This window comes from Phenylobacterium sp., assembly GCF_030680185.1.
GTDB lineage: Bacteria > Pseudomonadota > Alphaproteobacteria > Caulobacterales > Caulobacteraceae > Phenylobacterium.
Genome location: NZ_JAUXVZ010000023.1, coordinates 1 through 19,971 on the forward strand (window position 1 = coordinate 1; position 19,971 = coordinate 19,971).

Sequence of the window (19,971 nt, forward strand, 5' to 3'; positions counted from 1 at the left end):
CCCGGCCCCGCGAGGACCGACCATGGCGAAGCCAGCTTCCATCAAGATCCGCCTGAACTCCTCGGCGGACACCGGCTTTTTCTACGTGACCAAGAAGAACGCCCGCACCAAGACCGACAAGCTGGTCATGAAGAAGTACGATCCCGTCGTGCGCAAGCACGTGGAATTCCGCGAAGGCAAGATCAAGTAGGATCGCCTCGCGCATCAGCGAACAAGGAAACGCCCGGCTGGATCAGCCGGGCGTTTTGCGTTTCGTCCCTTGAAGTCTTTTAAGTTAGAGCCTTTCTCGACCCGATAACCGCTTCACACTTATCGGGAAAGGCTCTGGGCCCCGGATCGTTTTACGCCGCCCGGGCGATGACCTTGTTGCGGCCCGAGGACTTGGCCTCATAGAGCCCCTCGTCGGCCCGCTTGAGCAGGGCGTCGGGGGTGTCGTCCGGCCCGAGTGTCGCCGCGACGCCGATGGAGATGGTGGCCGTCAGAAGTTCGGTCCCATGGGCCACCCGGAAGGGCGAGCCCGCCACATGCAGGCGGATACGCTCGGCGATGCGCTCGGCGTCCTCCAGACGGGTGCCGGGCATGACCACCACGAACTCCTCGCCCCCGTGGCGGCACGGCAGGTCCACGGCCCGCACATTGGAGGCTAGGCGCACGGCGAATTCCCGCAGCACCTCGTCGCCCACGTCGTGGCCGTAGCCGTCATTGATCTTCTTGAAGTGGTCGATGTCGATCAGCAGGGCCGCCACCGGCTCGCCCCCATGGGCGGCGCGCTTGACCAGGGCGTCGAGCTGGCCGGTCATGTAGCGGCGGTTGTGCAGGCCGGTAAGCTGATCGGTGACCGCCAGTTCCAGGGAATGGTCGAGATTGTCCCGCAGATAGTCGGTGTAGCGTTTGCGGCGGATCTGGGTCCGGGCTCGGGCCGACAGCTCCTGGGGATCGATGGGCTTGGCCAGCAGATCGTTGACCCCGATCTCCAGGGCCTTCATCAGCCGCGGCCGCTCATCGAAATCGACAATGGCCAGGATCGGCAGGTGGCGGGTCGCCTCGTCCGAGCGGACCTGGGCGCAGAAGCGCAGGCCATCGAAGCTGCGGGCCGTGGCGTTGACGATGATCAGGTCCACCGGACCCCGGGCCGACAACAGGGCCTTGTCGGGCTCTGATTCGATCACCGGGCGATGTTCGATCGAAAGTTCCGAGGCGATTCGCTGCGCCTGGCGCTCGTGGTCGTCGACGATCAGCACCCGGCCGCCCGTGCCGCCCAGGCGTGAGCCGGCGCCGGCGATGACGCCGATCCGCCGGCCAGAGGCCTCGCGCACCCGCAGTTCGTCGATCACGGTCTTCAGGCGGGTCAGGCTGCGCACCCGGGCGAACAGCATGACGTCGTCGATAGGCTTGGTGAGGAATTCGTCGGCGCCGGCCTCCAGGCCCGCGATCCGGTCGGCGCGGCCGTCCAGGGCGGTGACCAGCACCACCGGCACGTGGCGGGTCTCAGGGTCGTCCTTCAGCCGCCGGCAGACCTGGAACCCGTCCATGCCGGGCATCATCACATCCAGCAGCACGATGTCTGGCTGCTCGGCGGCGGCCATGGCCAGGGCGGTGGGGCCGTCATAGGCCGTCAGCACCTCGTAGTACTCGGCGCTCAGCTTGGCCTCGAGCAGGCGGACATTGGCCTCGATATCGTCCACGACCAGGATGCGTGCGGACATGGCGGCCTACTCCAGGAGTCGGCGAATGGTGTCGAGGAAGTGCGACACCGATATGGGCTTGGAAATATAGGCCTCGCAACCGCCTTCGCGGATGCGCTCTTCATCGCCCTTCATGGCGAAGGCGGTGACGGCGACCACGGGGATATGGGCCAGCTCGTCGTCTTCCTTCAGCCATTTGGTGACCTCCAGGCCCGAAATCTCCGGCAGCTGGATGTCCATCAGAATGAGGTCGGGACGGTGCTCTCGGGCCAAAGAGAGGGCTTGCAGGCCTTCGCGGGTCTGCAGGGTCTCGTAGCCTTGTGCGTCGAGCAGGTCATGAAACAGCTTCATGTTCAGCTCGTTATCCTCGACGATGAGGACCTTCTTGGCCATGGTCGTCTCGACGATGCTCTTTTCGGACGGCGAATGTTCCGCCGACCCCACCTTTGGTCCCTGTGATCCCACAAATATCCTTAAACTGGCGTTAGCCGCACGAGAGAGCCAGTGGTCCACACGCCGCACCCTTCCGCCGAACCCGAGCCGAACACCGACGCCGTCGCCGCCACATCCACGGCTCAGGCTGGCCAGGACCGCGTCCGGGCGCCGGACCTGGCGGGCCTGGGGCTGGACGTCGCTCGCCCCCTGGTGATCGTCGATGTGGACGAGGTGCTGGGCCACTTCATGGAGGGCTTCGGCGCCTTCCTGGCGGGTCGGGGACTGGAGTTCCGGGTCGAGCGCTTCGCCTTGTTTCAGAACATCTATCGCCCCGGCGCGGCCGAGCATCTGCCGATCGAAGAGGGTCGAGCGCACTATGACGACTTCTTCCGCTATGGCGCCGGCGAGATGCGGGTGGCCGAGGGCGCGACCGAGGCCCTGCGCCGCCTATCCGAACGGGCCGGCGTCATCATCCTGACCAACGCCCCGGGCCAGGGCCGGCTGGCCCGGGCCCGCTGGCTGGGTCGCCACGGCCTGGACTATCCCCTGCTGCTCAATTCGGGGCCAAAGGGGCCGCTGGCCGCCGCCCTGGCCGAACAGGCCAAGGGGCCGGCGGCCTTCATCGACGATCTGTTGCCCAACCTCGATTCGGTGGCCGAGGCCGCCCCCGCCGTCGCCCGCTTTCAGCACGTTGCCGATCCGCGCCTGCGGCCGCTGGCCCCCAGCGCCCCGACCCGCCATACCCGCATCGACGATTGGGACGCCCTGCGCATCGCCATCGCCGACTCGATCTCCTAAGCCGCGCCCACCCACCATGATCCGCATCGGCGTCGATTTCGGCGGCACCAAGATCGAGGCGGCCGCCCTGGATGGCGAGGGCGCCATCACTGCGCGACTGCGGGCGCCCAATCCGGGAGACTATGGGCGGGCCATCACCGCCGTCGCGGATCTGGTGGCGCGCGTCGAGCAGGCGGCCGGCGCGCGGGCCGAGCAGGTTGGCGTCGGCATGCCGGGTTCGATCTCCCCGCGCACAGGCCTGATCCGCAACGCCAACTCCGTCTGGCTGAACGGCGAACATTTCGGCGCCGACCTGGAGGCCGCTCTGCTGCGCCCGGTGCGTCTGGCCAACGACGCCAACTGCCTGGCCCTGTCGGAGGCCGCCGATGGCGCCGGCGCAGGCGCCCGCGTGGTGTTCGCCGCCATACTGGGCACCGGCTGCGGCGGCGGCGTGGTGGTCGACGGCCGCTTGATCGAGGGCCGCAACGGCGTGGCCGGCGAATGGGGCCACAGCCCCATGCCCTGGAGCACGCCTGAGGAGCACCCCGGCCCCGCCTGCTGGTGCGGTCGGCGCGGCTGCCTGGAGACGTGGATTTCCGGCCCGGCCTTCGAGGCCGATTACGGCGCGGAGCTGAAGGCGCCGGAGATCATGGCCCGGGCCCGAACCGGCGACGCCACCGCCCAAGCCGCCTTCGCCCGCTATGTGGACCGCCTGGGGCGCGCCCTGGCTGTGGTGGTCGATCTGATCGATCCGGATGTCATCGTCCTGGGCGGCGGCATGTCCAATGTGGCCGAGCTCTATGCGCGTCTGCCCGACGCGCTGGCGCCCCACGTCTTCGCCGATGGGGTGGACACGCCGATCCGCCAGGCGGTCCACGGGGACTCCTCGGGTGTGCGGGGCGCAGCCTGGCTTTGGCCGCTTCCAGCCCCATGAAGGCCCTCTGTCGCGACTGCCTGTGGACCGGGCCGGCGCCCGCCACGCGACGCTGCGCCGCCTGCGGCTCACCCCGCATCGTGGCCCATGAGGAGCTGATGGACCTCTCCATGGCTCATCTGGACTGCGACGCCTTCTACGCCTCTGTGGAAAAGCGTGACCGGGCGGAGCTGCGCGACAAGCCGGTGATCGTCGGCGGCGGGGTCCGCGGGGTGGTGACCACCTGCTGCTACATGGCCAGGGTCTATGGGGTGCGCTCGGCCATGCCGATGTTCAAGGCCCTGGCGGCCTGCCCCCAGGCCGTGGTGATCAAGCCGGACTTCACCAAGTACCGCGCCGAGAGCCGCATCATCATGGGGCTGATGGCCGAGCTGACGCCCCTGGTGCAGCCCCTGTCCCTGGATGAGGCGTGGATGGACCTGTCGGGCACCGAACGCCTGCACGGCGCGCCGCCGGCGGTGACCCTGGCTCGGCTGCAGGCGCGGATCGAGGCGGCGACCGGCCTCACCGTCTCCATCGGTCTGGCGCCCAACAAGTTCCTGGCAAAGATCGCCTCCGATCTCGACAAGCCCCGTGGCTTCTCGGTGATCGGGGCCGCCGAGGCCCGCAGCTTCCTGGCGCCGCGGCTCGTGGGCCTGTTGCCCGGCGTCGGGCCGGCCATGGTGAAGTCCCTGGAGGCGGCGGGCCTGCGCACCATTGGCGACATCGCCCGGGCCGAGCAGAAGGATGTCGCCCGCCGGTTCGGCGCCCATGGCCTGCGGCTTTTCGATCTGGCCCATGGCCGCGACACTCGGCCCGTGGATCCCGACCAGACCCGCAAGGGAATCAGCGCCGAAACCACCTTCAACACCGACCTCGCCGACTATGACGCGCTGGAGGACCGCCTGGCCCCCCTGTGCGAGCGGGTGGCCCGCCAGGCGCGCGCGGCTGGTGTGTCCGGCCGCGTGGTGACACTGAAACTCAAGACGCCGGACTTCCGCATCCTGACCCGACGCAAGGCGCTGGCGGTGCCGACTCAGACGGCCCGCACCCTGTTCGCCGCCGGCCGCGACCTGCTGCGCCGCGAGGCCGATGGTCGCAGCTACCGGCTGATCGGCATCGGCCTGGCCGAACTCGGCCCCGCCGGGGCCGGGGAAGCCGACTTTTTCGGAGAGGGCGAACAGAAGGCGCTGACCGAGGAGCGGACCGCTGACGCCATAAGGGCGCGCTTCGGGCCAGAGGCCATCACCTCAGGTCGGGCGCTTCGCTCAAAACCCAGGGTTCAAGATTGAGTGATGATCGGATAAGCTCCGACAACAGCGACAAAAAGATAAGCGTTGGCCGCTTGGTGTCGTCCTTCGACGATTTCAACCCTTTCAAACGCCATCCTTTTCCATATCTAATCCCTAAGCGGCGGGACCCAGACGCCCGCCAGGAGACGTTTTCGATGGCCGAGCGCAAGCAAGGTGATGTGTCGACGGGCGTCAAATCGGCGGTCATCACTCAGACCAAGCCGAAGACGCAGAAGCCGTCCATGTACCGCGTGCTGCTGCTGAACGACGACTACACCCCTATGGAGTTCGTCGTTTACGTTCTGGAGCAGTTCTTCAACAAGTCGCGCGAAGACGCGACGCGGATCATGCTGCACGTCCACCAGCACGGCGTGGGTGTTTGTGGTGTGTTCACCTACGAGGTGGCGGAAACGAAAGTCGCGCAGGTCGTTGATACCGCCAGACGGCATCAGCACCCGCTTCAATGCACCATGGAAAAGGATTGAGAGGCCCCCGATTGCCCTCGTTTTCGCGCCAACTCGAAGAATCTCTGCATCGCGCCGTCGCTTACGCCAATGAGCGAAAGCACGAATATGCGACGCTGGAGCACCTGCTCCTGGCGCTGATCGACGACGAAGAAGCCGCCGCCGTGATGCGCGCCTGCGAAGTCGACCTCGGTTCCCTGCGGGGAACCCTCACCGGCTATGTGGACAATGAGCTCCGCTCGCTTGTGGTGGACGACGGCGAAGACGCCAAGCCCACGGCCGGTTTCCAGCGCGTCATTCAGCGCGCGGTCATTCACGTCCAGTCCTCCGGCCGCGAGGATGTCACCGGCGCCAATGTGCTGGTGGCCATCTTCTCCGAACGGGAGAGCCATGCCGCCTACTTCCTGCAAGAGCAGGACATGACTCGGTATGACGCTGTGAACTACATCGCCCACGGCATCGCCAAGAAGGCCGGCGCCACCGTCGAAGGCAAGCCCGTCAAGGGCGCCGAGGACGAGGAAAAGCCTTCGGTCAAGACCGGCGGAGAGGCCCTTGAGGCCTACTGCGTCGACCTGAACGAGAAGGCCAAGGAGGGCAAGGTCGATCCCCTGATCGGCCGCGCCGCCGAGGTCGAGCGCTGCATCCAGATCCTCTGCCGCCGGACCAAGAACAACCCGCTGCTGGTAGGCGACCCGGGCGTCGGCAAGACCGCCATCGCCGAAGGCCTGGCCCGCAAGATCGTCAACAAGCAGGTCCCTGCGGTCCTGGCCGAGGCGACCATCTTCTCCCTCGACATGGGGGCGCTGCTGGCCGGCACCCGCTATCGCGGCGACTTCGAAGAGCGGGTCAAGCAGGTCGTCAAGGAGCTGGAGAACCACCCCGACGCGATCCTGTTCATCGACGAGATCCACACGGTGATCGGCGCCGGCGCCACCAGCGGCGGGGCCATGGACGCCTCTAACCTGCTGAAGCCGGCCCTGGCCTCGGGCGCCCTGCGCTGCATGGGCTCGACGACCTACAAGGAGTTCCGTCAACACTTCGAGAAGGACCGGGCGCTTGTCCGGCGCTTCCAGAAGATCGACGTGAACGAGCCGACCCTGGACGACACGATCAAGATCCTGAAGGGCCTGAAGACCTATTACGAGGAGTTCCACAAGCTCCGCTACACCAACGACGCCCTGAAGGCCGCCGTCGAGCTGTCGGCCAAGTACATCAACGACCGCAAGCTGCCGGACAAGGCGATCGACCTGATCGACGAGGCCGGCGCCAGCCAGATGCTGTTGCCTGAGAGCCGCCGGAAGAAGACCATCGGGGTCAAAGAGATCGAGGCCGTGGTGGCCAAGATCGCCCGCATCCCGCCCAAGTCGGTCTCCAAGTCCGACACCGAGGCCCTCAAGCAACTGCAGGAGGACCTGAAGCGGGCGGTCTACGGCCAGGACGACGCGATCGAGCAGCTGTCTGCAGCCATGAAGATGTCGCGGGCTGGCCTGCGCGATCCCAACAAGCCGATCGGCTGCTACCTCTTCTCGGGGCCCACCGGCACCGGCAAGACGGAGACCGCCCGGCAACTGGCCTCGACGCTCGGGATCGAGCTCCTGCGCTTCGACATGTCGGAGTATATGGAACGCCACACCGTCAGCCGCCTGATCGGGGCGCCTCCTGGCTATGTGGGCTTCGACCAGGGCGGCCTGCTGACCGACGCCGTCGATCAACATCCCCACGCCGTGGTCCTGCTGGACGAGATCGAGAAGTCCCACCCGGACGTCTACAACATCCTGCTGCAGGTCATGGACCACGGGGTGCTGACCGACTCCAACGGCAAGAAGATCGACTTCCGCAACGTGGTGCTCATCATGACCACCAATGCGGGCGCGGCTGACGCTCAGCGCAACACCATCGGCTTTGGCCGTGGCAAGGCTGACCACGAAGCCGAAGAAGCGATCAAGCGGGTCTTCACCCCGGAATTCCGCAACCGCCTCGACGCGGTGGTGGCCTTCCGTCCGCTGGATCCGTCGATCATCCGCCAGGTGGTGCAGAAGTTCGTCATGCAGCTGGAGGCCCAGCTGGCCGACCGGCACGTGACGATCGAGACCAGCGACGAGGCGGCCGGCTGGCTGGCCGACAATGGCTTCGACGAGCTCTATGGCGCCCGGCCTCTGGCCCGGGTCATCCAGGAGCACATCAAGAAGCCGCTGGCCGACGAGATCCTGTTTGGCCGGCTGGTCAAGGGCGGCCACGTCCGCGTGGTGCTCAAAGACGGCAAGCTCGACTTCGAGATCGAGGGCGACACCCGCGAACCGGGCGCCCCCATGATCGAGGATCCGTCCAAGGATGCGACGGCCGAATTGGCCGACTAGGCCTGGTCGAACACCTGAAACGTCAAAGCCCCGGCCATATCTGGCCGGGGCTTTTTCGTGGGCGAGATCGGGACGCTGTCAGGCGATCTTGGCGGCGATCTGCTCGGCCAGGGCCTTGAGTTCGGCTAGATCGGCCATGCCGCCCGAGGCGTGACGGCCCACCGCCTCGCCCTCCCAGCGGGGCAGGATGTGGAAGTGCGGATGGAAGACCGTCTGGCCCGCGACTGCGCCATTGAACTGGGTGATCACCACCCCGTCGGGCGACAGCGCCGCGCGCACCGCCCGGGCCACCCGCTGGACGCCGAGAATCAGCGGCGACAGCACGGCGGGATCTTCCTCCAGCAGGTTCCGGGCGGTGGAGTGCTTGGGGATCACCAGGGTGTGCCCCCTCACCTGCGGAAAGACGTCCATGAACGACAGGACGTGGTCATCCTCGAACACCCTGGCGCAGGGCGCCTCGCCGCGCAGGATCTTGGCGAAGATGTTGTTGGCGTCGTAGGTCCCGTCCAGGCTCATGGCCGCGCTCCCTCTGGCGTTGATGGCTCGTGCTTAGCAAATCGCCGCAGGACCTGCGACGTCCTCACCCCTGGCGGAAGGGGGAGTATTCTTCCGACAGCCACTCCATCTCATCGTCCACGGCGGCCTTTTCGCGGGCGACGAAGTCCTCCACCGGGCCGCGCAGCGCCGGATCGGCGATGTAGTGGGCGGAATAGACCGGCGTCGGCAGATAGCCGCGGGCGATCTTGTGCTGGCCTTGAGCGCCGGCCTCTACCCGGGCCAGGCCTGCGCCAATGGCCCATTCGATGGCCTGGTAGTAGCAAAGCTCGAAATGCAGGAAGGGCACGTCCTCGACGCAGCCCCAGTTGCGGCCATAGAGGGCGTCGGCGCCGATCAGGTTGAGGGCGCCGGCGATCCAGCGGCCGTTGCGCCGCGCCATGATCAGCAGCACCCGATCGGCCATCCGCTCGCCCAACAGGGAGAAGAACAGCCGGTTCAGATAGGGCTGCCCCCACTTGCGCGAGCCCGTGTCCATATAGAAGCCGTAGAAGGCGTCCCAGGCGTCCTCGGTGAGGTCGGCGCCAGTGAGGCGGACGATTTCGAGCCCGGCCTGGGCGTCACGACGCTCCCGCCGGATGGTTTTCCGCCGCCCTGACGAAAGGTCGGCCAGGAAATCGTCGAAGCCGCCATAGCCCCGGTTGTACCAGTGATACTGCTGGCCCTGGCGCTGGGCCAGGCCCTGGTCGCCCAGCCAGGCCCACTCTTCGGCCGTCGGAAAATTGACGTGGACGGAAGAAATTCCCATGCGCTCGCACACGGTAAGCGCGCCGCCGAGCAGCAGGTCGTAGCCCTCTTCCGCCGGCACGTCGGGCCGGACCAGCAGGCGCGGCCCCGTGGCCGGGGTGAACGGGGCGGCCGACAGAAGCTTGGGATAGTACCGGCCGCCGGCCCGCTCATAGGCGTCGGCCCAGGCGTGGTCGAAGATGTATTCGCCCTGGCTATGGGCCTTCAGATAGAGCGGCATGACCGCCCCCACCTCACCTGCCTCATCGGCGATGGACAGGTGCTGTGGCCCCCAGCCGGCCCGCTCCACGGCGCAGCCGGACTGTTCCAGGATGTCGAGGAAGTCGTAGGAGACGAACGGATTGCCGCTGGGCGCAGCGCAGGCGTCCCAGCTCGCCTGGCCGATCTCGGCGATACGGCGGCTCACCTTGACCGCCGGCGTCAGACTCACGCGGCGAAGCCCTCGAAGATCATGTTGTCGCAATGATCCTTCACGGCGTCCCATTGCTGGGGCTGTCGGACGGTCCAGGCCACGACGGGCATCCCCTGCGCCCTATAGGCGTCGGCCTCAGGGCTCGGCAGCATGTCGAGGCCAAGGGCCAGGAAGTGGGGCCGGGCGATCGAGACCTGCTCCAGTCGGGCGTAGGACTGGCGCTGTTCCTCGCTCAGATGCTTCACGCCGCGGTAGCTGAAGGAGTCGAGGCCCCGCAGGACACCGGGATAATGGTCGGCGTACCAGGCGTGGGAATAGGGATTGAATCCGATGATGCAGAGCGGGCCGGCATGGTCGGCGATGATCTCGTGCACCCGCCGCTCCAGCGGACCCACCTCGCCCCAGGCCGTCTTCAGCTCGATATGGACCATGGCCCGGTGTCCGATCAGGGCCAGGGTCTCCAGCAGGGTCGGGATGGTCTCGTCGGTTCCCTTAAGGGAGAGCGCGCCGAGATCGGCGGCGGTGCGGTCGCGCAGGCGGCCCTCCGCGCCTGTCATCCGCGTCAGGGTCTCGTCGTGGAAGACCATCGCCTCCCCATCCGAGGACAGGTGGACGTCGAGTTCAATGCCATAACCAGCGGCGCAGGCGGCCTGAAAGGCGCCCAGGGAGTTTTCCGGCGCGCCATCGGGCGTCCACAGGCCGCGGTGGGCCACCGGCGGGTGGAACAGGAGATCCCAAGCCTCGCCGAAGCGGTCCTTCACGACAGCTCCACCACCGCATCGACCTCGACGGCGAAGTTCATTGGCAGGCGATAGACCCCCACCGCCGACCGGGCGTGACGGCCGATATCGCCGAAGGCGTCGACCATGAGGTCAGAGGCGCCGTTCACCACCTGGGGAATGTCGAAGAAGTCGGGGCCGGCCTGGACGAAGCCCCCCAGCTTCACCACCCGGACCACGCGGCCGAGATCGCCCCCACAGGCGGCCTTCATCTGGGCGATCAGATTGATGCCGCAGATGCGGGCGGCGTGGCGCGCCGTCTCCAGATCGACGTCCTGGCCGACGACGCCGGTGACGCCGCCCTGGGCGTCCCGGGACACCTGGCCGGAAATGTGGAGCAAGGCGCCGGCCCGAACGAAGGGCACATAGTTGGCGACCGGGGCGGAGGGCTCGGGCAGGCGTACACCCAGCGCGGCCAGACGTTCTTCGACAGTGGACATGCCCTAGTGTCTAGCGCCCGCGCCCGCATGAGAAAAGCCCGGTCCGTGGCCGGACCGGGCTCTTATCGTATGGCTCAGACGCCGAGGCGCCGGATGGGCTTAGCGCGCGGCTTGCAGGCGCTCGACGGTCGCGGTGACGCGCTCGTTCAGGGGCTTCATGGAATCCTTCATCGACGCCGTGAAGAGCTCCGACATCCGGGTCATTTCGGCCATGTAGGTTTCCATGGCGGTCTTGGCGAAGGCGGTCTGGAGCTCGACGGCTTCCTGCAGGCTCTTGGCCTGGCTGAGCGACTTGGCGGCGACCATCTGGTCTTCCATGGTCTTCTTGGAATAGGCCATGGCCTGCGCACCGACGGCTTCGGCGCCCTTGGCGGCGGCCGTGGCGGAGGCGACCATCGCTTCCAGATTCTTCTTCGAATAGGTGTTGGTTTCGGCCAGCGCGGTCAGGGACTTCTCGATGGCGTCCTTGAAGGCGTGATTGCCGGCCAGGGTGAACTGCTCGGCGGTGGACTTGGCGTTGGTTTCAGCGGCGGCGGCCATGGCTGATCTCCTTGACGGGCGACAGGGGGCGGTCTGGCGAACGGACGCGGCGGACCGCGAGAAACTGGCGAACAGGTACTTAACGCACACGCAACATCCCATGTTGCAGCGCAGCGGTCAATATCACTTTTGTGCGTCGCACAATTTCTGACGTGAGCGTCAAACCCGTGCTGCGGAAAGCTTCACCACTCGCCCAGCAGGCGGGCGGTGCGGCATTTTGGAATGCTCAACAGGTGTTTACCCTCGCGCAAGGGGCGATATGCCATGTTAGCCTTCTGTCCTCGGCGTGCGCCTCGGGGGGCGCGCCGGAAAACCCAGACACGACGGACGAAGCGATGTTCAAACGCGCCCGCCGCCCGATTCTCGCCGGCCTCTTCGCGCTCGCCGCGGCCTGCAGTCTTGTGACCGCCCCGGCGGCCCAGGCGCAGATTCCCTATCTGCAGTTGCCGGCCCAACAGCCCAAATACGCCTCGATCGTGGTCGACGCGGCCAGCGGCGAGGTGCTCTACGCCAAGCGGGCCGACAGCGACCGCTATCCAGCCTCCATCACCAAGGTGATGACCATCTACCTGTTGTTTGAGGAGTTGGCCGCCGGCCGCCTCACCCTGGAAGATCGTATCCCCTTCTCCACCCGCGCCGCGGCGGCCCCGCCCACCAAGCTGTTCGTGAAGGCCGGCGATTCGATCACGGTGGACGAAGCCCTGCACGCCCTGGCGATTCGCTCGGCCAATGACGTGGCCGTGGCCGTGGCCGAGAAGCTCGGCGGCAGCGAGGCGCGGTTTGCCGCCCTCATGACCCTGCGGGCCCGCGAGCTCGGCATGGACTCCACGACCTTCGTGAACGCCTCGGGCCTGCCCGACAGCCGCCAGATTTCCACCGCCCGGGACCTGGCGGTCCTATCCCGCGCCGTCATGCGTGACTTCCCGCAGTACTACACCCTGTTCAGCACGGCGCAGTTCACCTTCCGGGGCACGGTGATCCGCGGCCACAACAGCCTTCTGCGTCGCGAGCTGGGGGTGGATGGCCTGAAGACCGGCTACACCAACGCCTCGGGCTACAACATCGCCATTTCCGGCGTTCGCCAGGGCCGGCGGCTGATCGTGGTCGTGCTGGGCGGCGCCTCGACGGCGGCCCGCGACAACCATGCTGAGGACCTGCTGCTCACCGGCTTTGACGTGGCCAACCGCCGCGACCGCGGCGAGCGGATCACGGTGGCTCAGAACCTGTTCGAACCCGATCCCAGCGGCCAGATCATGCGCCCCTCCCGCGAGCAGGGAGACGGCGAACAGGACGGCCTGAAGATCGTGCTGGCCTCGGCCCCGCCGCCCCCGGCCGCGACGCGATCAAACGCCGCCGCGCCGACTGGCCAGTGGCAGGTCCAGGTGGGCGCCTTCCGGTCGAGAGAACTGGCTCAGGAACAGCTTCAGTTGACGCGGCGCCGCTTCGCCAGCGCCTTCACCGGCGCCGACACCATGGTCACCGATCCCAGCTCCGGCTTCTATCGCGCCCGCTTCACGGGCTTGAGCGAAGCCAAGGCCAAGGACGCTTGCGAAATCCTCAAGGCCCGCAATCAGGCCTGCATGGTGATCGATCCCGCCTGAAACCGCTCAGCGGCGGATCAGGCGATCGCGGGCGGCGTTGAGCTGGGCTGCAAGGCCCGCCGAGCCGCCGGCGTCCGGATGGGCGCGGCGCATCAGCCGGGTATAGGCCGCCTGAATCTCCTCTGGGCCGGCCTCGGCCTCGACACCCAGAATGGACCTGGCCTCCGTTTCGCTCATGCCGCTGGTCCGGGGCGCCGGTCCGCCCGCCGCGCCGTGGCTACGGGCGCTCATGGCCAGCCATAGCCCCAGAACGACCAGCACCGGCGCAAAGGCCCAGCCTCCCCGCACCGCCAGAAAGGCGGCGCCGGCGAAGGCGGCGATCGAGGCGACGCCAGACAGCACCCTCAGGCCCGGACGCTGAAACACCGGCCGGCCCCGACGTCCCAGCCAGACGAAGACGGCCAGGGCCGCGGCGCCGAGGGCCAGATAGAGCATGGGTCTATTCGGCCGCCATCAGGGTCTGCCCCGTAACCTCGCCCAGACCGAGCGCGCCGATCAGAGCGCGCAGCTCCTGGCGGGCGGCGACATGCTGCAGCGAGATGGAGACCGGCCGGATGGCCGGCGACAGGTCGGCGATGGTCAGGCCGAAGGGATAGAGCTCACGATAGATCACCCGGTCCCGCAGACCGGGGCCAACGCGGAAGCCGACGCGGCGGGACAGGGCCTTGACCCGCTCGTCCAGGCGGCGGCGGTTGCGGGCCTCGGTGGGGGCCAGTCGGTTACGCAGAACCACCCAGTCGATAGAGCGGCCGTCGGCCACGGCGCGCGCCTTGCGGCTGTCCCAGACGGTGACCGAATAGAGGCCCGGCCGTTTCAGATCCAGGGTCACCGGATCGACCACGCCCAGCATGTCGAAGTCGACGAAGCTGTCATTCATCGGCGTGATGATGAGGTCGGCCAGGCCGTGGGCGGCCCGGGAAATGGCCGTGTCGCCGCCCGGGGTGTCGATCAGCACGAAGTCGGCGGCTTCATTGGCGGCCTCGAAGGCCTGCTGGAAGGCGGCCAGGGCTTCGCCATCTGTGGCCAGAGCGAGGTCGGCGCTCAGGGGGAATTCCAGCGGCAGCGGGGCCTCGACTTCATTGGCCGCCAGCCAGGCGCGACGGCTGGCGAAGAAGTGGCCCATGGATTGCTGGCGCAGGTCCAGATCCAGCACCGCCACCTTGGCGCCGCCATACATCAGGGCCACGGCCAGATGCAGCGCGATGGTCGATTTGCCAGCGCCGCCCTTCTCGTTTCCGACGACGATCACACGGGGTTGGGACATCCGTCCTGCTCCATCGATTCGGCCAAGGGGACCAATAGGTTAACGAGAGGCTTATGCGGGCCCGAAGGTCAACTTGGCAGGTCGCAACCCCTGTGGACGGATGGACGCACCCCCACCCATCGGCCATAAGCCCGACACGCTTTTCCAAGCCTCCGAGGCCCCATGTCCGCCGATTTCCTGCCTGTTGTCCGCACCGTGGCCGAACTTCGCGCCCAGGTCCGCGCCTGGCGGGGGGCCGGCGACACCGTAGCGATGACGCCCACCATGGGCGCCTTGCACGAGGGGCACCTCTCTCTCGTGCGATTGGCCAAGGCCCGCGCCCGCCGGGTGGTGGCCAGCATCTTCGTCAACCCCACCCAGTTCGGTCCGAACGAGGACTTCGACCGCTATCCCCGCAACGAGGCGGGCGACGCCGAGCTGCTGGCCAGCGCCGGCTGCGATCTCCTTTACGCCCCCGATGTCAGCCAGATTTATCCGGCGGGCTTCTCAACCAAGGTCACCATCTCCGGCGTCTCCGAGCCCCTGGATGGCGCGGCCCGGCCAGGCCACTTCGACGGGGTCGCCACCGTGGTGGCCAAGCTGCTGAACCAGGCCCAGCCCGACGTGGCGGTGTTCGGCGAGAAGGACTACCAGCAGCTGCAGCTGATCCGCCGGCTGGCGCTCGACCTCGACCTGCCCGTCGAGATCATCGGCGCGCCGACGGCCCGGGCGGAGGACGGCCTGGCCCTGTCGTCGCGCAACGCCTACCTCACGCCTGAACAACGCATCATCGCCGGGCGGCTCAATGTCGTGCTGGCCGACGCCGTGTCGCGACTGAAGGCCGGCGACAGCGTGGAGAAGGTGGAGGCCACCGGCCGCGCCGCCCTGGAGCGCCAGGGCTTCGAGCGGATCGACTATTTCGAGGTGCGCCACGCCCTGGACCTGTCGCATCCCGGCCCTGGCGTGCTGAGCGTTCCGGGGCGCGTTCTGGCGGCGGCCTTCCTGGGCAAGACCCGGCTCATCGACAACATGGCCGTCTAGAGCGCGTTCAGATAAGTGGAAACCGGTTATCGGACGAAACGCGCTCATAACTTAGAGTTTAGCCGCTACCAGAGGCCGGCCTCGCGGAGCTGCCGGGCCAGTTCCGGCGGGACTTCGTGGGCGCCCTCGCCCTCCAGGTCCGGCGGCGCGTCCTTGGCTTCCAGATAGCGCCAGCCCTGGAAGGCCCGCCTCGGCGTCGGCGCTACGCGGACCAGGGTTTCGTCGAGCAGCATCTCACAGCGGGCGTTCGGCCCCTCGCCCACCGTGGCGATCTCCAGGATGCGCTGCCGCGACAGGATGGCGCCCTTGTAGACGCGGTAGATCGAGCCGCCGTCGGTCAGCTCGGCCGCCCGCTTGGGCGTCTGGCGGGTGCGCAGGATCCAGGGCTGGCCGGCCTTGGCCTGCGGCGCGCGCCAGTCCAGGAGGTCTTCTACCGTGTCGCAGCCGACAACCAGCTTGATCAGATGCAGGGTCATGCGGCGCGGTCTAGAGCGCGTTCCGATAAGTGGGAACCGGTTATCGGGACGAAACGCGCTCAAGACTTCGAGTTTAGAGCCTGATTCAACGATCAGACGATTCCGTCTGATCGCATCAGGCTCTAGGACGCCTGGGTCAGTCGCGCCAGCACCGCGCCTTCGCTGACCTGATCGCCCGCCGCGACGGAAACCGACTCCACCACGCCGTCGAAGGCGGCGGCGAGCGCGTGCTCCATCTTCATGGCTTCCAGGGTGACCAGGGTCTGGCCGCGGGTCACGGCGTCGCCAGCCTTCACGGCTACGGCGACCACCTTGCCGGGCATGGGGGCGATCACCGCGCCGTCGCCGGCCGGACCCTCGCCCGCCACGGATGCGGGCGGCGTACCGGAGAAGGCGTAGGCCTCGCCGGCCTCGAACACCACGATTGCGCCGGACGCATCCAGCAGGACGTCGGCCGACAGGGGGCCGTCGTCGAGGGGCGCCTCGACCGCCTGACCCTCCTGATAGAGGCGCAGGTGGCTCTGCCGGATCGCGTTCAGCCTGAAGCCCGTCAACACGCCCCAGGGATCGCTGGGCTCCGAGGCCGAGGCCGGCGCCTGCGACAGCAGGCCCTGGGCGGCGGCGGACAGCACGCGCGCGCTGGGCTCGGCCGCTTCTGTGAGCCTGTCCTGTCGCGCGGCGATGAAACCGGTGTCGATTTCGCCACGCCGGAAATCCGGATCCTCAAGACAGCGCACGAGGAAGCCCGCATTGGTGCGCACCGGCCAGACCTGGACCTGCGCGCAGGCGTCGGCCAGACGGCGGGCGGCGACCTGACGGCTGGCGCCATGGGCGATCAGCTTGGCGATCATCGGATCGTAGTGCGGGCTGACCGTACCGCCCGCCTCGACGCCGGTATCGACGCGCACCGTATCCGGCAGCACGAAGTGCTCGAGGTCGCCGATGGACGGCAGGAAACCCGCGGCCGGGTTTTCGGCATAGAGGCGCGCCTCCATGGCCCAGCCGGTCAGGGTGATCTGATCCTGGGTCAGCGGCAGAGGCTCGCCGGCCGCGACCCTCAGCTGCCATTCCACGAGATCCTGGCCCGTGACCGCCTCGGTGACCGGATGCTCCACCTGCAGCCGGGTGTTCATTTCCATGAACCAGATGCGGTCGGCGCGCAGGCCCTCGCTGGCGTCGGCGATGAACTCCACCGTGCCGGCGCCCACATAGTCCACGGCTTGCGCGGCGCGAACGGCGGCGGCGCAGACGGCCTCGCGAACCTCGGGGCTCATGCCCGGCGCCGGGGCCTCCTCGATCACCTTCTGGTGGCGGCGCTGCAGGGAGCAGTCGCGCTCGAACAGGTGGACGACCTGGCCATGGCTGTCGCCAAACACCTGCACCTCGATGTGCCGGGGCCGGGCGACATAGGTCTCCAGCAGGACGCGGTCATCGCCGAAGGCCGCGGCGGCCTCTCGCCTGGCTGCGCCGAGCGCCTCGGCGAAATCGGCCGGACGCTCAACCTTGCGCATGCCCTTGCCGCCGCCGCCAGCCACGGCCTTGATCAGGACGGGGTAGCCGATCTGCTCGGCCTGGGCGGCCAGATGATCCGCATCCTGGTTCTCGCCGTGATAGCCAGGGGTGACCGGCACGCCGGCCTCGATCATCAGGGCCTTGGCCGCATCCTTCAGCCCCATGGCGCGGATGGCCGCAGGCGGCGGCCCGACCCAGACGAACCCTGCGGCCATCACCGCCTCGGCGAACTCGGCGTTCTCCGACAGGAAGCCATAACCCGGATGGATGGCGTCGGCGCCGCTGGCCGCCGCAGCCGCCAGCACCCGCTCGACCGACAGATAGCTCTCCTGCGCCGCCGCCGGCCCCAGGCGCACGGCCTGGTCGGCCTCGCGCATATGGGGCGCCTGAGTGTCGGCGTCGGAATAGACCGCCACGGTGGCCAGGCCCATCCTGCGGGCCGTGCGGAAGATGCGCCGGGCGATCTCGCCGCGATTGGCGACCAGCAGGGTCGTGATCATTCGGACCAGCGGGGCTTGCGCTTCTCCAGGAAGGCGATGACGCCCTCCTGCCCTTCCTCGCTCACCCGCACCCGGGCGATCACCTTGGCGGTGTCCTCCATCAGGCCGTGGTCGATCTCCTGATAGGCCACGTGCTCGACGATCTTCTTGGATTCGATCACCGCCATGGGGCCGCAGGCCATCATCTCGGTGGACAGGCTGGCCATCGCGGCCTCCAGCGCCGCATCGTCGGCCACCACCTGGGTGATCAGACCGATCTTCTCGGCGTGGGCGGCGTCGAAGGTGCGGCCGGTGGCGAACAGGCCCCGGGCCGTGCGGGGGCCGATGGCGGCGACCACATAGGGGCTGATGGTTGCGGCCACCAGACCGAGCTTCACCTCGGCGAAGCTGAAGCTCGCGTCGGCCGTGGCGATGGCCATGTCGCAGGCTGCGGCCAGCCCTGCCCCGCCGCCATAGGCGCCGCCCTGCACCAGGGCCACGGTCAGGGCCGGGATATCCCACAGGAGCTTGAGCATCCTGGCCATCGCCATGGCGTCTTCGCGGTTGTCGTCCTCGGTGTGGCCGGCCGCCGCCCGCATCCAGTCGAGGTCGGCCCCGGCGCTGAACGTTCCGCCGGCCCCGCGCAGGAAGACCAGGCGCACATGCTCGGCGCCGTGCAGGGTCTCGAAGGTCTCCGACAGGGCGGCGATCAGGTCGGCGTCGAAGGCGTTGCGACGCTCGGGCCGGTTGATGGTCACGATGGCCACGCCCTCGACGGTCGCCTCCAGGCGCACCAGCGGCGAGGTGGCGTCGGTGTCGAGGCCTTCGACCAGGGGATCGACGATGGGATTGCTCATGGTCTTAAGGCTTCCTCACATTCGGAAGACGCCAAACCGCGTCTCCGGCACGGGCGCATTGAGCGCCGCAGAAATGGACAGGCCAAGCACGTCGCGGGTCTGGGCCGGATCGATGATCCCGTCGTCCCAGAGGCGGGCGGTGGCGAAATAGGGATCGCCCTCGGCCTCATATCGTTCCCTGACCGGCGCCTTGAAGGCCGCCTCGTCCTCATCGGCCCAGGTTTCGCCGCGGGCCTCCAGGCCGTCACGGCGGATGGTGGCCAGCACGCTGGCCGCCTGCTCGCCGCCCATGACGCTGATCCGGCTGTTGGGCCAGGTCCACAGGAACCGGGGGCTATAGGCCCGCCCGCACATCCCGTAGTTGCCGGCCCCGAACGAGCCGCCGATCAGGACGGTGAACTTGGGAACCTCGGCGCAGGCCACGACGGTCACCAGCTTGGCCCCGTCCTTGGCGATGCCGCCGGCCTCATAGCGGCCGCCGACCATGAAGCCGGAAATGTTCTGCAGGAAGACCAGCGGGATCTTCCGTTTGCAGGCCAGCTCGATGAAATGGGCGCCCTTCAGCGCGCTCTCGGAAAACAGCACGCCGTTATTGGCCAGGATGGCGACGGGATAGCCCCAGATGCGCGCAAAGCCGCAGACCAGGGTCGTGCCATAGAGCGCCTTGAACTCGTCGAAGTCCGAGCCGTCGACAATGCGGGCGATGACCTCGCGCACATCATAGGGCGCACGCACGTCGCCCGGGATCAGGCCATAAAGCTCTTCAGGATCGAAGGCGGGCGGGCGGGGCTCGGCCAGGGCCATTTCGTGGGACTTGGTGGTGTTCAGATTGGCGACGATGGACCGCACGATGGCCAGGGCGTGTTCGTCGTCATTGGCCACATGATCGACCACCCCGGATCGGCGGCCATGAGTGTCGGCGCCGCCAAGCTCTTCGGCGCTGATCACCTCGCCGGTGGCGGCCTTCACCAGCGGCGGGCCACCGAGGAAGATGGTGCCCTGGTCGCGGACGATCACCGTCTCGTCGGACATGGCTGGCACATAGGCGCCGCCGGCGGTGCAGGAGCCCATGACGCAGGCGATCTGCGGTATGCCCACCGCGGACATGTTGGCCTGGTTATAGAAAATGCGGCCGAAGTGCTCGCGGTCCGGGAACACGTTGTCCTGCTCGGGCAGGAAGCCGCCACCGGAATCCACCAGGTACAGGCAGGGCAGGCGGTTCTGGATCGCGATTTCCTGCGCCCGCAGGTGCTTCTTCACCGTCATCGGGTAGTAGGTGCCGCCCTTGATGGTGGCGTCGTTGGCGACGATGACGCACTCGCGCCCGGAAACGCGGCCGATGCCGGTGACGACCGAGGCCGAGTGC

Annotated in this window: 21 protein-coding genes; 8 read left to right on the forward strand and 13 right to left on the reverse strand. The window is 67.8% G+C overall.

Translation table 11 applies throughout. The features are described 5' to 3' along the window. Positions 1 to 22: 22 nt before the first annotated feature. The gene (rpmG, locus tag Q8L83_RS04200) at positions 23 to 190 is read left to right on the forward strand and encodes a 50S ribosomal protein L33 (RefSeq protein ID WP_111458827.1); all 168 of its coding nucleotides are present in this window, start codon (positions 23 to 25) and stop codon (positions 188 to 190) included. Positions 191 to 341: 151 nt separating this feature from the next. Here the strand turns inward: rpmG and Q8L83_RS04205 are convergent, their stop codons facing one another. Continuing rightward, the gene (locus tag Q8L83_RS04205) at positions 342 to 1,706 is read right to left on the reverse strand and encodes a PleD family two-component system response regulator (protein WP_305284920.1); all 1,365 of its coding nucleotides are present in this window, start codon (positions 1,704 to 1,706) and stop codon (positions 342 to 344) included. 6 nt (positions 1,707 to 1,712) lie between these two features. Next, positions 1,713 to 2,078: a response regulator gene (locus Q8L83_RS04210; RefSeq protein ID WP_304756957.1), complete on the reverse strand. Its 366-nt coding sequence runs from the start codon at positions 2,076 to 2,078 to the stop codon at positions 1,713 to 1,715. 111 nt (positions 2,079 to 2,189) lie between these two features. On the opposite strand from Q8L83_RS04210, the gene Q8L83_RS04215 reads away from it, so the two are divergent. From Q8L83_RS04215 to clpA, 5 genes are all read left to right on the forward strand, one after another. Then, positions 2,190 to 2,918, forward strand: coding sequence for a hypothetical protein (locus tag Q8L83_RS04215; protein ID WP_370868348.1), 729 nt, complete (start codon positions 2,190 to 2,192; stop codon positions 2,916 to 2,918). A 16-nt stretch (positions 2,919 to 2,934) separates the two neighbouring features. After that, positions 2,935 to 3,831 (forward strand): ROK family protein, encoded by an 897-nt coding sequence (locus tag Q8L83_RS04220; protein WP_305284921.1) that lies wholly within the window; start codon positions 2,935 to 2,937, stop codon positions 3,829 to 3,831. Further along, a complete protein-coding gene (locus Q8L83_RS04225) occupies positions 3,828 to 5,102 on the forward strand; it encodes a DNA polymerase IV (RefSeq protein ID WP_305284922.1) in 1,275 nt (424 codons plus the stop codon). The genes Q8L83_RS04220 and Q8L83_RS04225 overlap by 4 nt, the downstream gene beginning before the upstream one ends. Positions 5,103 to 5,257: 155 nt before the next feature. Beyond that, on the forward strand, positions 5,258 to 5,587 hold the full coding sequence (gene clpS, locus Q8L83_RS04230) for an ATP-dependent Clp protease adapter ClpS (RefSeq protein WP_293408934.1): 330 nt from the start codon (positions 5,258 to 5,260) through the stop codon (positions 5,585 to 5,587). Between the two features lie 11 nt (positions 5,588 to 5,598). Continuing rightward, a complete protein-coding gene (gene clpA, locus Q8L83_RS04235; RefSeq protein WP_305284923.1) occupies positions 5,599 to 7,923 on the forward strand; it encodes an ATP-dependent Clp protease ATP-binding subunit ClpA in 2,325 nt (774 codons plus the stop codon). Between the two features lie 78 nt (positions 7,924 to 8,001). Here clpA and Q8L83_RS04240 read toward each other — a convergent pair whose 3' ends face one another. The 5 genes from Q8L83_RS04240 to Q8L83_RS04260 form a co-directional block, all read right to left on the reverse strand. Next, the gene (locus tag Q8L83_RS04240; protein WP_305284925.1) at positions 8,002 to 8,439 is read right to left on the reverse strand and encodes an HIT family protein; all 438 of its coding nucleotides are present in this window, start codon (positions 8,437 to 8,439) and stop codon (positions 8,002 to 8,004) included. 64 nt (positions 8,440 to 8,503) lie between these two features. Then, complete coding sequence (locus Q8L83_RS04245; protein WP_305284926.1) at positions 8,504 to 9,655, reverse strand: GNAT family N-acetyltransferase; 1,152 nt, start codon at positions 9,653 to 9,655, stop codon at positions 8,504 to 8,506. Next, complete coding sequence (locus tag Q8L83_RS04250; RefSeq protein ID WP_305284927.1) at positions 9,652 to 10,398, reverse strand: glycerophosphodiester phosphodiesterase; 747 nt, start codon at positions 10,396 to 10,398, stop codon at positions 9,652 to 9,654. Before Q8L83_RS04250 ends, Q8L83_RS04245 begins: the two co-directional genes overlap by 4 nt. Further along, positions 10,395 to 10,856 (reverse strand): RidA family protein, encoded by a 462-nt coding sequence (locus Q8L83_RS04255; RefSeq protein ID WP_305284929.1) that lies wholly within the window; start codon positions 10,854 to 10,856, stop codon positions 10,395 to 10,397. Before Q8L83_RS04255 ends, Q8L83_RS04250 begins: the two co-directional genes overlap by 4 nt. Before the next feature lie 99 nt (positions 10,857 to 10,955). After that, the gene (locus Q8L83_RS04260) at positions 10,956 to 11,396 is read right to left on the reverse strand and encodes a phasin family protein (protein WP_305284930.1); all 441 of its coding nucleotides are present in this window, start codon (positions 11,394 to 11,396) and stop codon (positions 10,956 to 10,958) included. A 335-nt stretch (positions 11,397 to 11,731) separates the two neighbouring features. On the opposite strand from Q8L83_RS04260, the gene Q8L83_RS04265 reads away from it, so the two are divergent. Next, positions 11,732 to 12,997, forward strand: coding sequence for a D-alanyl-D-alanine carboxypeptidase (locus tag Q8L83_RS04265; protein ID WP_305284932.1), 1,266 nt, complete (start codon positions 11,732 to 11,734; stop codon positions 12,995 to 12,997). Between the two features lie 6 nt (positions 12,998 to 13,003). Here Q8L83_RS04265 and Q8L83_RS04270 read toward each other — a convergent pair whose 3' ends face one another. Together Q8L83_RS04270 and Q8L83_RS04275 are read right to left on the reverse strand one after the other, a co-directional pair. Continuing rightward, positions 13,004 to 13,432, reverse strand: a complete 429-nt coding sequence (locus tag Q8L83_RS04270; protein WP_305284933.1) for a molecular chaperone DnaJ — start codon at positions 13,430 to 13,432, stop codon at positions 13,004 to 13,006. Positions 13,433 to 13,436: 4 nt separating this feature from the next. Beyond that, positions 13,437 to 14,261, reverse strand: coding sequence for a division plane positioning ATPase MipZ (locus tag Q8L83_RS04275; protein ID WP_305284935.1), 825 nt, complete (start codon positions 14,259 to 14,261; stop codon positions 13,437 to 13,439). A 162-nt stretch (positions 14,262 to 14,423) separates the two neighbouring features. On the opposite strand from Q8L83_RS04275, the gene panC reads away from it, so the two are divergent. After that, positions 14,424 to 15,281 carry a pantoate--beta-alanine ligase gene (gene panC, locus Q8L83_RS04280; protein ID WP_305284936.1) on the forward strand — a complete coding sequence of 286 codons (858 nt, stop codon included), beginning with the start codon at positions 14,424 to 14,426 and terminating at the stop codon, positions 15,279 to 15,281. Positions 15,282 to 15,346: 65 nt separating this feature from the next. Here the strand turns inward: panC and Q8L83_RS04285 are convergent, their stop codons facing one another. From Q8L83_RS04285 to Q8L83_RS04300, 4 genes are all read right to left on the reverse strand, one after another. Next, positions 15,347 to 15,757 carry a DUF1489 family protein gene (locus Q8L83_RS04285; protein ID WP_305284938.1) on the reverse strand — a complete coding sequence of 137 codons (411 nt, stop codon included), beginning with the start codon at positions 15,755 to 15,757 and terminating at the stop codon, positions 15,347 to 15,349. Positions 15,758 to 15,879: 122 nt separating this feature from the next. Beyond that, positions 15,880 to 17,769 carry an acetyl/propionyl/methylcrotonyl-CoA carboxylase subunit alpha gene (locus Q8L83_RS04290; RefSeq protein ID WP_305284939.1) on the reverse strand — a complete coding sequence of 630 codons (1,890 nt, stop codon included), beginning with the start codon at positions 17,767 to 17,769 and terminating at the stop codon, positions 15,880 to 15,882. Then, positions 17,766 to 18,605, reverse strand: coding sequence for an enoyl-CoA hydratase-related protein (locus tag Q8L83_RS04295; protein WP_305284940.1), 840 nt, complete (start codon positions 18,603 to 18,605; stop codon positions 17,766 to 17,768). Before Q8L83_RS04295 ends, Q8L83_RS04290 begins: the two co-directional genes overlap by 4 nt. Positions 18,606 to 18,620: 15 nt before the next feature. Further along, positions 18,621 to 19,971 (reverse strand): carboxyl transferase domain-containing protein (locus tag Q8L83_RS04300; protein ID WP_305284942.1); only part of this gene is annotated, 1,351 nt, incomplete at its 5' end.

What these genes read in the sequence shown, in the direction of transcription:
- Q8L83_RS04220 (WP_305284921.1), top strand. Translation starts at nt 2,935, where the DNA reads ATGATCCGCATCGGCGTCGATTTCGGCGGCACCAAGATCGAGGCGGCC.
- Q8L83_RS04205 (WP_305284920.1), bottom strand. Translation starts at nt 1,706, where the DNA reads ATGTCCGCACGCATCCTGGTCGTGGACGATATCGAGGCCAATGTCCGC.
- rpmG (WP_111458827.1), top strand. Translation starts at nt 23, where the DNA reads ATGGCGAAGCCAGCTTCCATCAAGATCCGCCTGAACTCCTCGGCGGAC.
- Q8L83_RS04240 (WP_305284925.1), bottom strand. Translation starts at nt 8,439, where the DNA reads ATGAGCCTGGACGGGACCTACGACGCCAACAACATCTTCGCCAAGATC.
- panC (WP_305284936.1), top strand. Translation starts at nt 14,424, where the DNA reads ATGTCCGCCGATTTCCTGCCTGTTGTCCGCACCGTGGCCGAACTTCGC.
- Q8L83_RS04290 (WP_305284939.1), bottom strand. Translation starts at nt 17,769, where the DNA reads ATGATCACGACCCTGCTGGTCGCCAATCGCGGCGAGATCGCCCGGCGC.
- Q8L83_RS04210 (WP_304756957.1), bottom strand. Translation starts at nt 2,078, where the DNA reads ATGGCCAAGAAGGTCCTCATCGTCGAGGATAACGAGCTGAACATGAAG.
- Q8L83_RS04255 (WP_305284929.1), bottom strand. Translation starts at nt 10,856, where the DNA reads ATGTCCACTGTCGAAGAACGTCTGGCCGCGCTGGGTGTACGCCTGCCC.
- Q8L83_RS04285 (WP_305284938.1), bottom strand. Translation starts at nt 15,757, where the DNA reads ATGACCCTGCATCTGATCAAGCTGGTTGTCGGCTGCGACACGGTAGAA.
- Q8L83_RS04265 (WP_305284932.1), top strand. Translation starts at nt 11,732, where the DNA reads ATGTTCAAACGCGCCCGCCGCCCGATTCTCGCCGGCCTCTTCGCGCTC.
- Q8L83_RS04260 (WP_305284930.1), bottom strand. Translation starts at nt 11,396, where the DNA reads ATGGCCGCCGCCGCTGAAACCAACGCCAAGTCCACCGCCGAGCAGTTC.
- clpS (WP_293408934.1), top strand. Translation starts at nt 5,258, where the DNA reads ATGGCCGAGCGCAAGCAAGGTGATGTGTCGACGGGCGTCAAATCGGCG.
- Q8L83_RS04295 (WP_305284940.1), bottom strand. Translation starts at nt 18,605, where the DNA reads ATGAGCAATCCCATCGTCGATCCCCTGGTCGAAGGCCTCGACACCGAC.
- Q8L83_RS04270 (WP_305284933.1), bottom strand. Translation starts at nt 13,432, where the DNA reads ATGCTCTATCTGGCCCTCGGCGCCGCGGCCCTGGCCGTCTTCGTCTGG.
- Q8L83_RS04275 (WP_305284935.1), bottom strand. Translation starts at nt 14,261, where the DNA reads ATGTCCCAACCCCGTGTGATCGTCGTCGGAAACGAGAAGGGCGGCGCT.
- Q8L83_RS04225 (WP_305284922.1), top strand. Translation starts at nt 3,828, where the DNA reads ATGAAGGCCCTCTGTCGCGACTGCCTGTGGACCGGGCCGGCGCCCGCC.